At 68.3% G+C, this 15,551-nt stretch carries 12 protein-coding genes; 7 read left to right on the top strand and 5 right to left on the bottom strand.

Annotated features, from left to right (window positions below):
* The first annotated feature begins 3 nt into the window (after positions 1–3).
* From FB560_RS11545 to FB560_RS11530, 4 genes are read left to right on the top strand one after another with little or no spacing between them, the layout of a single operon-like run.
* A complete protein-coding gene (locus tag FB560_RS11545) occupies positions 4–2,139 on the top strand; it encodes a glycosyltransferase (RefSeq protein ID WP_141872497.1) in 2,136 nt (711 codons plus the stop codon).
* A 45-nt stretch (positions 2,140–2,184) separates the two neighbouring features.
* Positions 2,185–3,252, top strand: coding sequence for a non-hydrolyzing UDP-N-acetylglucosamine 2-epimerase (gene wecB / locus FB560_RS11540; protein ID WP_141872496.1), 1,068 nt, complete (start codon positions 2,185–2,187; stop codon positions 3,250–3,252).
* Positions 3,253–3,309: 57 nt separating this feature from the next.
* On the top strand, positions 3,310–4,383 hold the full coding sequence (locus FB560_RS11535; RefSeq protein ID WP_141872495.1) for an acyltransferase: 1,074 nt from the start codon (positions 3,310–3,312) through the stop codon (positions 4,381–4,383).
* Positions 4,384–4,405: 22 nt separating this feature from the next.
* The gene (locus tag FB560_RS11530) at positions 4,406–5,701 is read left to right on the top strand and encodes a nucleotide sugar dehydrogenase (protein ID WP_141872494.1); all 1,296 of its coding nucleotides are present in this window, start codon (positions 4,406–4,408) and stop codon (positions 5,699–5,701) included.
* Positions 5,702–5,756: 55 nt separating this feature from the next.
* On the opposite strand, the gene FB560_RS11525 is transcribed toward FB560_RS11530, so the two are convergent.
* From FB560_RS11525 to FB560_RS11510, 4 genes are all read right to left on the bottom strand, one after another.
* Positions 5,757–6,827, bottom strand: coding sequence for a cell wall-binding repeat-containing protein (locus FB560_RS11525; protein ID WP_141872493.1), 1,071 nt, complete (start codon positions 6,825–6,827; stop codon positions 5,757–5,759).
* Between the two features lie 210 nt (positions 6,828–7,037).
* On the bottom strand, positions 7,038–8,465 hold the full coding sequence (locus FB560_RS11520; protein ID WP_170198109.1) for a cell wall-binding repeat-containing protein: 1,428 nt from the start codon (positions 8,463–8,465) through the stop codon (positions 7,038–7,040).
* A gap of 125 nt (positions 8,466–8,590) precedes the next feature.
* Positions 8,591–10,063, bottom strand: a complete 1,473-nt coding sequence (locus FB560_RS11515) for a cell wall-binding repeat-containing protein (RefSeq protein ID WP_141872491.1) — start codon at positions 10,061–10,063, stop codon at positions 8,591–8,593.
* A 93-nt stretch (positions 10,064–10,156) separates the two neighbouring features.
* On the bottom strand, positions 10,157–12,046 hold the full coding sequence (locus FB560_RS11510) for a cell wall-binding repeat-containing protein (protein ID WP_141872490.1): 1,890 nt from the start codon (positions 12,044–12,046) through the stop codon (positions 10,157–10,159).
* A 180-nt stretch (positions 12,047–12,226) separates the two neighbouring features.
* On the opposite strand from FB560_RS11510, the gene glf reads away from it, so the two are divergent.
* The 3 genes from glf to FB560_RS11495 are packed head-to-tail and all read left to right on the top strand — an operon-like array spanning position 12,227 to position 14,926.
* Positions 12,227–13,363, top strand: coding sequence for a UDP-galactopyranose mutase (gene glf, locus FB560_RS11505; protein WP_141872489.1), 1,137 nt, complete (start codon positions 12,227–12,229; stop codon positions 13,361–13,363).
* A 10-nt stretch (positions 13,364–13,373) separates the two neighbouring features.
* On the top strand, positions 13,374–14,192 hold the full coding sequence (locus FB560_RS11500; protein ID WP_141872488.1) for an ABC transporter permease: 819 nt from the start codon (positions 13,374–13,376) through the stop codon (positions 14,190–14,192).
* A complete protein-coding gene (locus FB560_RS11495; RefSeq protein ID WP_141872487.1) occupies positions 14,192–14,926 on the top strand; it encodes an ABC transporter ATP-binding protein in 735 nt (244 codons plus the stop codon). Before FB560_RS11500 ends, FB560_RS11495 begins: the two co-directional genes overlap by 1 nt.
* A gap of 36 nt (positions 14,927–14,962) precedes the next feature.
* Here FB560_RS11495 and FB560_RS20805 read toward each other — a convergent pair whose 3' ends face one another.
* Positions 14,963–15,550, bottom strand: a complete 588-nt coding sequence (locus tag FB560_RS20805) for a hypothetical protein (RefSeq protein ID WP_188895129.1) — start codon at positions 15,548–15,550, stop codon at positions 14,963–14,965.
* Position 15,551: the final 1 nt, after the last annotated feature.

Genomic DNA, 15,551 nt, shown 5'->3' with positions numbered 1-15,551 from the left:
CACGTGAAGATACTCGTCGTCACGACCTGGCTCCCGACCCGTGAACGACCGGAGATCGGCTCCTTCGTCGTGCGCGACATCCAGATGCTCCTCCGTGATCACGAGGTCGAGGTGATCCACCTCTCCGCAGATGGGAGAGAGGCCGAGGTTCCGTTCCCGGTGCGCACGCTGCGGATGTCGCCCTCCGACCCTCGAAGCATCGCGAAGGCAGCGCCGGTGATCGCCGAGAGGGCCGCCGGCGCAGACCTCGTCCACTCCATGGCGGCATCAGCCCTGCTGCCGTTTCGCTCCCTGCGGCTTTCCGCGCCCTGGGTGCACACGGAGCACTGGTCGGCGCTTCTCGCGCCGGCGACCGCTCCGCTGACCTCGCGCCTGGCCATCCCGCTCACTCGCAGGCTGCTCGCGCGCCCCGATGTCGTGATCGCCGTGGGCCATGATCTCGCCGCGGCGATCGGACGCAACCGCCGTGGACCCACGGTCGTCATTCCGAACGACGTGCACCGTCCCGATCGAGTCTCTGAACGTCCGGGCGGCCCTGTCGCGGTGCTCGTCGGGGTCGGCGGACTCATCGCACGGAAGGGGCCGGACATCGCGGTGCGTGCGCTGGCGGAGCTCATCACGCGCGGTCAGGCAGCTCGGCTGATCTGGGTCGGAGACGGCTCGATGCGCGATGAGCTGTCCGAGCTCGCGACCAGTCTCGGCGTCGAAGAGCACCTCGATCTGCGCGGTCGGTTGGCGCCCTCGGCGGTGGAAGACGTGCTCGCCGAGGCGGATGTCTTCCTTTTGCCGACCCGGATGGAGACGTTCGGCGTCGCCCTCGCCGAAGCGCTCGTCGCCGGACGGCCGGTGGTGACCTCGACGGCCGGCGAACAGGCGTCCTTCGTGGCAGAGCCGGATGGCGTGCTGGTTCCCGAGTGGTCGAGCGTCGCCTACGCCGACGGCGTGCAGCGCGTGCTCGCGCTCAATGCGGACCGACCCGCTGAGGACATCGCGGCTCGTGCGCGCGCTCTCTTCGACCCGGAACGTCGGCGAGAGGAGACGTTGAGCGCGTATGAGTCCGCGCGGTCGGTTGCGGGCGACAGGCTGCCGCAGGATGTGGAGGTCATCGTCGCCGCGCATGATCCCCGCCGAGATATCGCGCGAGCGGTGTCGTCGGCGCTCACGTCGCGGTGCGTCCGCCGGGTGCAGGTCGTGTGCCACAACGTCGACGTCGATGAGATCCGTCGTGCCGCCGGAGAGTCGGCTCTCGATCCACGGGTCGAGTTCGTCGAGCTCCTGGACGGTGTGCGAAGCCCGGCGGGTCCGTTCAACGTCGGTCTGGAGCGGGCGGCTGGCCGATACGCGATGGTGCTCGGATCGGACGACGAGCTCACGGTCGGCGCTGTGGACGCGTGGCGCTCCACCGCGCTCCGCGCAGACGCGGATGCCGTGATCGCTCCGCTCCGCCACGCCGGAGGAGCTCGTGTGCCCACGCCTCCGACGCCGAGACGTCGAGACCTCAGGGGGGCGCGGGACCGTCTCGCCTACCGGACGGCACCTCTCGGACTCTTCTCGCTCGCGCGCTTCGGTGATCTCCGCTTCACCGCCGGTCTCGCGACCGGAGAGGACCTCGCCTTCTCGACCCGGATGTGGTTCTCCGGAGCGCGTATCGAACGGCATCGCGACGCGGGGGAGTACCTGATCCACGACGGCGACGAGCGGGTCACCTTCACGCGTCGTCCACTCGCCGACGAGCTCGAGGCGATCCCGCTCCTGCTCGCGGACCCTTCGTCCCAGGCGCTCGATGCACGTGATCGGCTGGCCTTGGCCGTCAAGCTCTGGCGACTGCCCGTGTTCGGGGCGATCCACTACCGTGCGGGGGAGTGGGATCCGGAGGATCTCGCCGCCCTGGCCACCGTGTCGGCTGGTCTGCGTGCCTTCTCGCCGGCGGCCGTCAAGACACTGTCGCGAGCGGATGCCGCCCTGATCGACGCGATCGCCGATCCCGGCGTGCTGTCGGCGCGGGTGGACATGCTCTCGCGGCGACGACGTCGATTCCTCTCATTCCCTGCCCTCATCACGGCTGCCCCTCAGCGTTTGTTCGCCCGTGAGGCTCCGCTTCGGTTCTCCGCTGCCACCTGGTGGGCGCTGCGTCGCTGACGCCCTGACTGCGCCATCCGCCGTGGCTCCGTAGACTTGACTGTTGTGAAGATCGTCAGCGTCGTCGGCGCCCGCCCCCAGTTCGTCAAGCTCGCCCCGATCCACAAGGCGGCGAAGGCCGCCGGCGTCGATCACGTGATCGTCCACACCGGTCAGCACTATGACCCGATGCTCTCGGACGTGTTCTTCGAGGACCTGGGGATCGGCGCTCCGGACGTGCACCTGGGCGTCGGCAGCGGCTCGCACGGTGTCCAGACGGGCGCCATGCTGTCGGCGCTGGATGCCGTGTTCGACGAGCACAGGCCCGACTGGGTGCTCGTCTACGGCGACACGAACTCGACAGTCGCGGCCGCGCTCAGCGCAGTGAAGATGCACATCCCCGTCGCTCATCTGGAGGCCGGCCTGCGCAGCTTCAACCGTCGTATGCCGGAGGAGCACAACCGTGTCATGACCGATCACGCGGCCGACCTGCTGCTCGCCCCGACGCAAGTCGCGGTGGATCATCTCGCGCACGAAGGGCTCGCCGATCGCACCGTCCTGGTCGGCGATGTGATGACGGACGTCCTGCTCGAGGTCAGGGCCGAGGTGTCTTCGCAGCCCTCGCCGCTCCTCGAGGAGCTGGGCCTCACCCCGGGTGGCTTCTACCTGGCGACGATCCACCGGGCCGAGAACACCGACGACCCGCAGCGGCTCGCGGAGGTCGCGTCCGCGCTCGCCGGCCTCGACAAGCCGGTCGTGCTCCTGGCTCATCCGAGGGTCGTCGCGAAGGCGGCGGCGCACGGCGTCGCCCTCGACGAGGGATCGCTGATGTCGCACGGCCCGCTCGCATACGCGGATCTGATCGCGGCGGCGCTCGCCAGCGCCGGGATCGTGACCGACTCCGGCGGACTCCAGAAGGAGGCGTTCCTGCTGGGGATCCCGTGCACGACCGTGCGCCAGGAGACCGAATGGGTGGAGACGGTCGACCTCGGCTGGAACGTCCTCGCGAACACGGCGCAGGAGATCGCGGCAGGCGTCACCCGTGCGCGGCCTGCGGACACGGATGAGACCCCCTACGGCGACGGACATGCGGCGGAACGGGTCGTCGAGGTCCTGCTGTCGAGGCGGGCATGACGCAGCCCCGTCGTCCGAGACCACTGCTCACGGCCGGTGGCGGGACGGAACCCGGCGATGACTGACCCTGCGCCGACGCGCCCCGCGCGGCAGTGGTCGCTCGACGTCACTCGCGTGATCTCCGTGGTCGGCGTCGTCGCCATCCACGTGTTCGCCGAGATGGTGGCCGCATCCGGGATCAAGGGAACGGCGGGCTGGTGGGCCGCCGTGGCGGCGGACATCGGATTCGTCTGGGTCGTGCCGGTCTTCGTGATGATCTCAGGCGCACTGATCCTGCAGCCGCGGCACTATCAGGACGGGCCCTGGCCGTTCTATCGCCGACGACTCCCGCGGCTCGCGACGGCGCTGGTCTTCTGGTCGCTGTTCTATTTCATCGTCATCCGCACGATGCTCTCGCAGGTGCCTGTCACGCGCGTCGATCTGACCGATCTCGTCCTCGGCGGCAAGCCGTACACCCACCTGTACTTCCTCTGGCTGATCATCGGTCTCTACGCCGTGGCTCCGGTCCTCGCATCGTTCCTGCGCGGCGGAGGAGACAGGAGGGCGCTCGCGTTCGCGGGAACCGTCCTCGCCGTCACCGTCGTCACCGGCATGTCCTCGAGCGTGCTCGGCGGGATGGGCGATGCGCGACCACTCACTCTCCTCGCCCTCACACAGTGGCTGCCCTACACGGGGTACTTCCTCGCGGGGTGGGCCCTGCGCAACGTGCGGCTGTCCGGAGCGCGGCTCGCTCTCGCCGCGCTCGCAACCGTGGCCGCAGTGGGCTTGTCGGTCTGGCAGTACGGGGCCCGTCCGGGGCTGCCCCTGTGGGATGCGGTCGTTCCGCTCACCTACTACGGCCCCGTCGTCGCGATCGCATCCATCGGCGTGTTCGTGTGTCTCAACAGTGCGCTCGCCGATTGGCGTCCCGGCCCCCGCACGCAGAGCGTCCTTCGAGAGCTGTCGGATTGCGCGTTCGGTGTGTTCCTCGTGCACTTCGCGATCATGGTCCTCCTGCGATCCGTCGAGCCGTTCTCGCGGGCCGGAGGCTCGTTCGTGCTGTCGCTGCTCGAGTGGCTCGTCGTCGTCGTGCTCTCCTTCGGCGTCGTCTTCGTGATGCGGAGGGTGCCCGGCCTGCGACGCGTGGTCTGATCACCGCCGTAGACTGGACCTCATGCGTATCGCCGTCGTGGCCCTCGGAAAGATCGGGCTCCCTCTCGCCGTCCAGTTCGCCTCCTCCGGTCACGACGTGATCGGCGTCGATGTCAACCAGAAGGCGGTCGACATCATCAATGAGGGGCGCGAACCGTTTCCCGGGGAGGCCCACCTCGAGGAGCGTCTGGCCGAGCTGATCCCCGCCGGACGTCTGCGCGCGACGACGGACTACGCCGAAGCGATCCCCGGTGCCGACGCCGTCGTGCTGGTCGCGCCGGTCTTCGTCAACGATGAGACCTGGGAGCCGGACTTCAAGTACATGGATTCGGCCACGAAGTCGCTCGCCGAGCACCTCACCCCCGGAACGCTCGTATCCTACGAGACCACGCTGCCGGTCGGCACCACGCGCAATCGCTGGAAGCCGATGCTCGAAGAGGGCTCGGGCCTCGTGGAAGGCAAGGACTTCTTCCTCGCGTACTCGCCCGAGCGCGTGCTCACCGGTCGTGTGTTCGCCGATCTGCGCAAGTACCCCAAGCTCATCGGCGCACTGTCCGACGAGGGCAACCGTCGGGCACGTGAGTTCTACGAGGCCGTGCTGCAGTTCGACGAGCGCACCGACCTTCCGCGCCCGAACGGCGTGTGGGATCTCGGAACGACCGAAGCGTCCGAGATGGCGAAGCTCGCGGAGACGACGTACCGTGACGTCAACATCGGTCTCGCCAATCAGTTCGGGCTCTTCGCGGCGTCGCACGGTATCGACGTGTACAAGGTGATCGAGGCCTGCAACTCGCAGCCGTACAGCCACATCCACCGGCCCGGCATCGCTGTCGGCGGCCACTGCATCCCCGTTTACCCGCGTCTGTACCTGTCGACCGACCCCGACGCCGATATCGTGCGTGTCGCGCGCCAGCTGAACGCCTCGATGCCGGAGCGACTCGTGGCGCAGGCAGAGGGTATCCTCGGCGACTTGAGCGGTCTGCGTGCCGTCGTGCTCGGTGCCGCGTACCGCGGAGGGGTGAAGGAGACGGCGTTCTCCGGTGTCTTCCCGACGGTGAAGGCGCTCAAGGATCGCGGCGCGGACGTGGTCGTTCACGATCCGCTCTACACCGATGAGGAACTGCGTGGTCTCGGGTTCGAGCCGTACGCGATCGGCGGCGAGGTCGATCTGGCCGTTCTGCAGACCGACCATGCCGACTACAAGGAGCTCACTCCTGCCCAGCTGCCCGGGATCAAGCTCATCGTCGACGGCCGCGCGGCGACCGACCCGGCGTTGTGGGCGGGCACGCCACGCATCGTCGTGGGCACCGCGAGCTGAATCGACTCCGTGAACGCGGCGGCGGGCTCGATGCGAGACTGCGCCGCCGCGGGAGTCAGAGGAGAGCGTCCTCGATCTGAGTGACGACGGTCTCGCTGACGACGGTCGGACCGCCGAGAACGATCACGCGTGCAGGGGCGAGGCGCGTGAGCTCGGTGATCGCCGAGGCGGGCATCTCTTCGGGCGGGGTCAACAGGACCGGACCCCCGAGGCTTCCTCCCGCAGCTGCACCCGCGAGCGCATCGGCGAAGCTCTCACCACTGGCGATGTAGACCACGGGGACTCCCGCGGCGAAGGTGTTCCGTGACACCTCGACCGCGGTGTCGTAGCGTGTGCTTCCTGCGAATCGATCGGTGCCCGTCTGCGTGCCGGTCGCGGCGGCCGCTCGGTCGAGCACGGCGTCGCTGACCGCTCCGGTGCCGCCCAGAGCGACGACGGTCGACGGGGCGAAGCGCTTCAGCGCCGCAGCGGTCTCGACGGGCAGAGTGTCGCGCCCGGTGAGGAGGACGGGATCATGAGCGGACCCCGCAGCGGCAGCACCGGTGAGTGCGTCGGGGTAGTCATCGCCGCTCGCGAGATAGACGACGTGCGGGAACTCCAGCTTGAGCCAGGACGCCATCGTGGCGGCCGTCTCATAGCGGTTCCTTCCGCCCATGCGGAAGGAACCCTCGGCCGTCAACGGGTCGAGCTGTGTGAGCACGGTGTCGCTGACCGCCCCCGGCCCTCCGACGACGAAGACCGAATCGAGCTTCAACGCCGCGACCTCTCGCGCGGTGGCGGGAGGAAGCCAGCCCGGCTGGGTCAGAAGGACGGGACCGTTCATGAGGCCGGAGACGGGGGCGGCCGAGAGGGCGTCGGGGAAATCGCGGCCGCTCGCGACGAATGCCGTGATGGTTCCGGCCTCGAACACATCGGCAGACACGGCGGCGGCGGTCTCGTACCTATCGGCTCCGAACAGTCGCTCGATCGAGGGAGCAGGGGCAGCGGCCGTGGCCGACTCGGAACCGTGCTGAGCAGCGGAGGGACCGTCGCTCGCGTATGCGACGAGTGGAGCGGAGACGGCGAGGGTCGACAGTGCGATGGCCGCGGCGGCTGCGCGCCGACGACGATGTGAACGGTGGCGCATGGAGTCTCCCGGATCGTTCCCCGTCCGGTCGTCGCGCGATGCGGCGATGTGGATTCGGGGCTCCGCGATCGTATCGCGCCGGTGGGCCTCGCTGCGAGTTCGTCGAAACGATGGAGTGGAACCGCCGCTGAGGGTGTGCAGCCGTCACTCGCTGACGACGTTCCTGGCGGCGGGCGTGCTCCTGCATTCCCGCCGCCAGGTGTACCGCTGTCAGCCGATCGCGGCCTCGATCTCGGCGTACACCGCGGGCGTGACGACCGAGGGACCGCCGAGCACGACCACTCGGATGGGGTCGAGCCTGGAGATCTCTGCGAGAGTCGCGTTCGAGATGCTCGACGGGTCGGTGAGGAGCACAGGGCCGCCGAGCGCCCCAGCAGCTCCGGCACCGGCGAGCGCATCTGCGAAGTTCTGGCCGCTGGCGACGTAGACCACGGGGACGCGCGGCGACGTGTAGGTCTGGCGCGAGATCTCGACGGCGGTGTCGTAGCGGCTGTCACCGAACAGCCGCTGAGTGAAGGCGACGGATCCTGAGGCCCGCTGCGCCTGGTTCACCACGGCCTCGCTGACGGCTCCCGGGCCGCCGAGGATGATGAGCCTGGTCGGATTGTGGTAGCTGAGGTACGCGGCCGTCTCAGCGGGCAGCGAGTCCTTCTTGGTCAGCAGCACCGGGGCGTTGTTGTACCCCGCCGCAGCTGCACCGGCCAGGGCGTCGGGGAAGTTGGTTCCGTTGGCGAGATAGACGGTGCCGACGCTCTCCCACAACGTCGAGATGAGTCCCGCCGTCTGGTAGCGGGAGGATCCGGCTGCGCGCTCCGAACCGACCGTGGCGTGCTGCGCGACCTTGGAGAAGACAGAATCGCTCACGACGGCGGAACCACCGGCCGCGATCACGTACTCGGGTTCGAGCGCGGCGACCTCGTCGACCGTCGACTGATCCACGCTGCCGGGGCGGGTGAGGAGGACGGGACCGCCGAATGCGCCGGCGGCAGCGGCTGCGGCGAGCGCGTCGGGGAAGTTCAGCCCGTTCGCGAGGAACGTCACCGGGACGCCGGAGTAGGGGAAGGCGTTCTGCGACACCTGCACGGCGGTCTCGAAGCGATCGGCACCGAACTGCCGCTCGATCGAGGAGTGCGAGGTCTGGAAGGACACCGGAGTCGAGAACGGCCCCGTGCCGATGGCGTTGACGGCCGCGACGCGGAACTCGTAGTTCTTGTCCGGCTGGAGCTCCGAGATGGTCGTACCGGTGATCGGTGAGCTCGAGACGATCTCGTCGATCACGCTGCCGCCGAACAGGAGCTGCAGGTGGTAACCCGTGAGCGGAGAGCCGTTGTCGGCGGGCGCCGTCCAGGTGACTCGTGCGCCGGTCGCGGTGACCTCGGAGCTCGCCACCCCTGTGACCACGGCAGGAGCACTGGCCGCTCGCCGTGCATCCTGAGTTGACCGCGGCGCGGCCGCGACACTCTCGTCCAGATGGAATCGGGCGCCCTGTCCGAGCTCCTGCGCACCAGGCGATGCGTCGAGCGGGGGCAGCAGTGCGGGGTCGTCCACGGAGTCTGCGTTGGCGGCGATGGCGCCGGTGAGGGAAAGGGCGACGATGGTCGCAACGGCGACGATGCGTCGGCTCTGACGTGATGACAAGGAGGTACTCGTTTCTCTGCAAGGCGCCCGGCTCGTCCCGGGTCTGCCGTCGCGCGATCCTATCGTCGCGACGTCCTCATCCGTCAGCCGACACTGCAACGTTCAAGTAACGAGCGACCCGCTCATCACACTTTCGACTTCCGATACCCTGCGCTGACCGCCGCCGCCTCGGTGCGGAAGCACTCCTCCGGATTCGTCTTGGCGTAGTCCCTCCCGCCGGGCACGTGGTAGATCTTCTCCTTCGTGCCCACGTTGCCCTTGATCGGTGCCCAGCTCGGGCAGTTCTTGATGTCGATCGGGGTGGTTCGTGAGGGGTACGACACGGCCGCCGTCCGACCGGACTGCACGGACACGCTGAGGTAGCCGGCCTTCGAGCCGGTGACGCGAACGGAGATCTGCTTGCCGGCGAGGCCGGCGGAGACGGACAGGCTCGCGCCGGTCGCCTGGCTGATCGGGGAGCCGTTGGCGAGCCACTGGTAGGCGAAGGACGTGCCGGACGTCCACGATCCCGTATTCGCGGTCAGCGCCGAGTTCACGCGCGCGACGCCGGATATGGTCGGCGCTGCAGCTGTCAGGCAGCCGATGTTGCCCGCTGCCTGGTTGCTCACGACCGCGGTCCCTCCCAGCGCGACAGTGCTGGTCGCAGCAAGTCTCTGGAGTGAGAGATGCGCCGCCTCGGGCACACATGCCGCTGTCGTGACGTACACCGGGCTCTTGACATGGCCGGCGAGGGCCGCGCCCGCGAGCGCGTCCGGGAAGTTCTGACCTGTGGCGAGGAACACGGCATTCGCGGAGCCGGGGGTGAAGAACGCGTCGTTGACGTTCGCGGCGGTCTCGTACCGACCGGCACCGCCGATCCGCTGCGTGTCGTAGGTGCTCCTGAGCTGGCCTTCGATGCCCGGCGACACCGCGCCGGTCCCTCCGACGATCGTGACTGATCGCACACCCAACGTGCCCAGGAGGGCGAGGGTCTCGGGTGTGAGAGTCGGCTGAGCGCCATCGACCAGGATCACCGGGGCGGAGACGGATCCGGCGGCGCCGGTCGCGGCGAGGGCGTCGGGGAAGGTCCTCCCCGTCGCGATGAACGCCTGGGCGGCGCGGGGGAAGATGCGCTGGATGAGGCTGTTGCCGGTGTCATAGCGCGACGCCCCGCCGAGTCGCTCGACGGGCGCGATGCCCCGCAACGACGTCTCCACTGCGCTGCTCACCGCGCCCTGGGATCCTGCGATGTAGATCGTCTCGGGCGCGAGGCGCACGATCTCGGCGCGCACGGCAGCCGGAAGGGCGTTACTCGGCGTCAGCAGCAGTGGACCGCCGACGGACGCGGCCGCAGCGGCGGCAGAGAGCGCGTCCGGGAAATTCTGGCCCGTGGCGACGAAAACCGCCTCGACGCCGGGGGAGTATTTCTGGGAGACAGCCACCGCGGTGTCGTACCGGCCGGCACCGGACAGTCGCGAAGGGCCCGCCGGGAAGGTGATCTCAGGCGCGTCGGCGGCTGCTGCCGACCACTCGGTTCCCGCAGCCGATGATGCTCCCAGGGCGAGGGCCGAGATGAGGAAAGTGGAGGCGATGGCCATGGCCATGGCGCGTCTGAACATGGGGTCCGCAATCTTCGCGATGGAACGACGGCCGGAAGAGCCGTGCTCCGCTCACCGTATCGCGTGTTCGCTCGGCACGACCACGCGCGCGGATCAGTAGTCCGGAGCCGCCGGAAGCCCGTAGTACTGCTCGAGAGTCTTGATCCCCTTGGTGCGCATGTCGGTCGCCACCGGGATCCCGACATAGCGGAAGTGCCACGGCTCGTAGGCGTATCCCGTGATGTGCTGCATCCCCTGGTCGTATCGGAGGATGAAGCCGTACTTGTGCGCGTTGGCTCGCAACCACCTGCCCGGAGCGGTCCCTCCGAAGCACTCGCCTTCGCAGTAGCCGGAGGCGTAGATGTCGACGGCCATGCCGGTCTGGTGCTCGGAGTGTCCGGGCCGCGCGGAGTACTTGTCGGCGTAGGCGCGCCCGTTCCGATTGACGTACCCGGTGTAGACGGTCTGCTGCAGGGAGTAGCTGCGGTAGCCGCTCAGAAGGTAGAGCGAGTAGCCCGCGCCCTTGGCCGCCGCGCTCATCTTCTCGAGCTGCTGGCCCGTCTCCCACTTGACGGGTTGGCCGTTGACGTTGGGGATCTTCGGCTTGTACAGCCCCGTCGGCACGTGCGTGCGCGGATTGAGCGGACGCTTCTTGTTGACGACCACCTGTGCCGAATGAGGGTTGTTCAGGTCCGCCGCGGCGACCACGCGTCGCGACGCGCTGACGGTGTCGGTCGGCGCATAACCGGACCGTTGCGCTGTCGTCCGCACAGAGATCTGGGTGTTCGCGTCGGCTGCGACGAGCGAATACGCCACCCGCGTCGCTCCTGAGATCGCCGAGCCATTGCGCAGCCACTGGTAGCCGATCGTCGTCGCAGCGGGCGCCCATGTCCCCGGAGTGGCGGTGAGAGTGGAGCCGACCGTCGTCCCGCCGCTGATCGTCGGACTGGGAGCGCGATCGAAGCAGCGGAGGCCGTTGAGCACATTGTCCGAGACCACCGCCGCGCCGCCGAGTGCGATCTGTCGCGGGGGCGTCAGGCGGTGCGTCTGGTCGAGGACCGATGTCGGCACGCAATGCGGCCGTGCGAGTGCGACCGCACTGCCCGTGGATCCGGCGGCGGCGGATCCGGCGACGGCGTCGGGGAAGTTCAGACCGTTGGCCCAGAACACGGCGGGAACCCCTGCGGAGAAGTGCTGCGCCAGCAGCAATGCCGACGTCTCGAAGCGGTCCGCTCCGGGGTATCGGGTGGCTACGGCACCGGAGCCGTCCAGAAGCGCCCTCTGGACCGCGGTCGAGACGGCTCCCTCGCCGCCGACGATGTGCACGACCGATGCCGAGGAGTTCTGCAGCGTGGTGCGGGCGGGCGTCAGTGCCGCCCCCGCCGTCGGCGGCACGAGCACGAGCGGTGCAGCCAAGGCGCTCGCGACCGGACTCGCAGACAGGGCATCGGCGTAGCCGGATCCGGTGGCGACGACGAGCTCGGCGGAACCGCCTGGCCATCCGTACGCCGCGATGGCCTGCGCTGTCGCATAGCGATCGCTCCCGGAGAGGCGCGCCGGGGCGATACCCGTGCGCGCGGTGATGGCATCGACCACCCGCTTCGCGATCACTCCGGTGCCGCCGATCACGATGACCCGGTCCGGCATGAGGCGCGAGAGCTCGGAGGCGGTGGCCGCAGGGAGGGCGTCGCGCTGCGTCAGAAGGAGCGGAGCCGAGAGCGTGGAGGCGAGCGGAGCGGCGGCGAGAGCATCCGGGAAGTCGTTGCCGGAGGCGATGATCACCGTGTCGGCGCCCGAAGGATAGGTGGCGGAGGAGATGCGAGCCGCGGTCTCGTACCGGTCGACGCCGCCGTAGCGGTGGGTGCCCGCGTCGGGGAGGTGGGCTTCGGCGGCCCGGGAGACATCGCTGCGGAGAGTCCCGCCGGGCGACGCGGCGGCCGCTGCGGGCAGCAGGAGCGAGAGGACGAGGGCGGCGCTCGTCGCGAGCACGGGTACGCGCATCATCGGCTGTCCTGACAGTGGAAGGGGCGTGCGTATGAAGGGCGGCCCGCAGATGCCCGACGACGAGTGCCACCGGGCGTGCGATGCTCACGGCTCCCCAGGGTACTGGTTTCGAGAGTCGCGCTCACCTCCGCCCGGCACGCCGAGAGGGACACCCAGGAACCCGCCGATACGATAGGTGCCATGGATCTTCTCGTCGTCGGGTCGGGTTTCTTCGGCCTCACCATTGCTGAGCGTGCTGCCGAAGCGGGCCGCAAAGTCACCGTCATCGACCGCCGCCACCACATCGGCGGCAACGCCTACAGCGAGGCGGAGCCCGAGACCGGGATCGAGGTCCACCGCTACGGCGCGCACCTCTTCCACACCTCGAACGCGACGGTGTGGGAGTACGTGAACCGCTTCACGTCGTTCACGAACTACGTGCACCGCGTCTACACGACGCACAAGGGCACGGTCTTCCCGATGCCGGTGAACCTCGGCACGATCAACCAGTTCTTCCAGTCCGCCTACACGCCGGAGCAGGCACGGGCGCTGGTCAAGGAGCAGGCAGGGGAGTTCGACGTGAAGTCGGCGGCGAACTTCGAGGAGAAGGGCATCGCCCTGGTCGGCCGTCCGCTCTTCGAGGCGTTCTTCCGCGACTACACGGCGAAGCAGTGGCAGACCGACCCGCACAAGCTCTCCGGCGACATCATCAGCCGTCTGCCCGTGCGCTACACCTACGACAACCGCTACTTCAACGACACGTGGGAAGGCCTGCCCACCGACGGCTACACCGCCTGGATCGAGCGGATGGCGGATCACCCGAACATCGAGGTCAAGCTCGAGGTCGACTACTTCGACGAGTCGCAGCCCCTGAACCGCAAGGCCACCGTCGGACAGCTTCCCGTGGTCTACACCGGTCCCGTCGATCGCTACTTCGACTACGCGGAGGGCGCGCTCAGCTGGCGCACGCTGGACTTCGAGCAGGAGGTGCTGAACGTCGGCGACTTCCAGGGCACCAGCGTCATGAACTACCCCGACATGGACGTGCCGTACACGCGCATCCACGAGTTCAAGCACTTCCACCCGGAGCGCAAGGACATCTACGAGTCCGACAAGACCGTGATCATGCGAGAGTTCTCGCGCTTCGCCACGCGCGACGACGAGCCGTACTACCCCGTGAACACTCCCACCGATCGTGACGGTCTGCTGGCCTATCGCGAGCTGGCCAAGGGTGAGAAGGACGTGCACTTCGGCGGACGCCTCGGCACGTACCAGTACCTCGACATGCACATGGCCATCGGCTCGGCGCTGTCGCTCTGGAACAACACACTCTCGTAGACTCGACACTGTGAGTCACACTGCGGTCGGGGCACCGGGGACGCCCCGTAGATACCTGCATTCGCTGTGGCTTCTCTCCGCCCGCGACCTCAAGGTCCGCTACGCGACCAGCATGCTGGGCTACGTGTGGTCGGTGCTCGACCCGCTGGTGATGAGCCTGATCTACTGGTTCGTCTTCACGCAGGTCTTCCACCGCGATGTGGGCGAGGAGCCGTACATCGTGTTCCTCATCAGTGCGCTGCTGCCCTGGGTGTGGTTCAACTCGTCGGTGAGCGACTTCACGCGTGCCTTCAAGAAGGACGCGCGGCTGGTGCGCTCCACGGCGATCCCTCGGACCATCTGGGTGAACCGCATCGTGCTGAGCAAGGGGATCGAGTATCTGTTCTCCCTGCCGGTGCTCGTGCTGTTCATCGTGATCAGCCTGCTCATGGAGACGAACCCCGACAACGTCGTGCAGGTCGGCTGGGGCATCCTCTGGATGCCGGTGGCGATGCTGTTGCAGACGATCCTGCTCGTCGGGTTGGGCCTGCTCATCGCGCCCCTGTGCGTCATGTACGTCGACCTCGAGCGGACCACGGCGTTGATCCTTCGAGCGATGTTCTACGCGACCCCCATCATCTACAACGTCACGGACCTCCCCGGCATCGCGCAGACGCTGGGCGCGTTCAACCCCCTCGCCGGGATCTTCATGCTGTATCGGATGGCGTTCTTCCCGGACCAGTGGAACCTGTTCACGCTGGTGATCAGCATCGTGATGAGCCTGGCGATCCTCGCGCTCGGCATGTGGGCGTTCCGGCGTCTCGAGCGCCCCGTGCTGAAGGAGCTGTGATGCCGGCGGCGATCGAAGTACAGGGACTCGGCGTGCATTTCCGACGCAACAGGCGCGGCAGCCGCAGCTTCAAGGATCTGTTCGCCGGAGCGTCCCGTCGATCCCGGCCCGGCGAGTTCTGGGCCCTCCGCGACGTCTCCTTCCGCGTTCAGCCGGGAGAGTCCATCGGTGTGGTCGGACGCAACGGACAGGGCAAGTCCACGCTTCTCCGGCTCGTCGCCAAGGTGCTGCTGCCGGACGAGGGGACCGTCGCCGTCAACGGGGGAGTCGCTCCTCTGATCGAGATCACAGGAGGGTTCGTCGGCGACCTCACCGTGCGCGAGAACGTCCGGCTCACGGCCGGCCTCCACGGCATGTCCCGTGATGAGGTGTCGCGCCGGTACGACAGCATCATCGCCTTCGCCGAACTCCACGGATTCGAGGAGACGCCGTACAAGCATCTCTCCAACGGCATGAAGGTGCGTCTCGCCTTCTCCGTGGTCTCGCAGCTCGACGAGCCGATCCTCCTGGTCGACGAGGTCCTGGCCGTCGGTGACAAGGCGTTCCGCGAGAAGTGCTACACCCGCATCGACGAGCTGCTCGCCGAGGGACGCACCCTGTTCTTCGTCAGTCACAACGAACGCGATCTGCGGAGATTCTGCACGCGAGGGCTCTACCTCGACAAGGGCGCTCTCGTGCTGGACGCGCCGATCGCCGAGGTGCTCGACCGGTACAACGGCGACTACGCGGCCTGACGATCCCGCTCATCGGCAGCGACCGAGGCGGGAGGGTCAGAGCCCGACGAGAGCCCGGAGAGCCTGCAAGGAGTTCGACGCGGCGGTCAACGGTGCGCCGGTGGAGGCGCCGCTGTCGATGGCCGATCGGAGCGAGACGAGCTTCGACGCGTAGTCGGCCACCGCATTCGACCATTCGGTTGCGATCGAGCTGGGGGCGACCGAATCGGCGAGTCTCTCCGCGTCCTGCTGGAGCTGATCGACGATCTGTGCGGCTTCCTGGCCGCTCATGCCGGGCAAGAACCCGAGGCCGGTGACCGCGTCGTCCAGGCGCGGCTGGACGAGCGTGGTGAAGGTGTCGAGATCGGGGTCGGCCACAGGGGGTGGCGAGGTCTCCGGCGTCGGCGTCGGCGTCGGCTCCGGCGTCGGGGTCTGCGTCGGTGTGGCGGACGGCGTCGGCGACGGCGAGGAACTCGGCGACGGCGAGGGCTCCGCAGAGCCGCCGCGGGGCAGGAAGAGCACGAGCAACGTGATGACGATGGCCACTGCGAGCACGGAGAGGCCGACGATCAGCCAGATCCGGCCACGACGCTTCGGAGCCGGGGGGATCGGTGCCCACCGGAGCTCAGGCTGCTGCTCGCTCAAC

It is taken from the genome of Microbacterium saperdae (genome assembly GCF_006716345.1).
Lineage (GTDB): Bacteria > Actinomycetota > Actinomycetes > Actinomycetales > Microbacteriaceae > Microbacterium > Microbacterium saperdae.
Note: the sequence above shows the minus strand (reverse complement) of the source record. Positions and strands in the feature narration are given on the sequence as shown.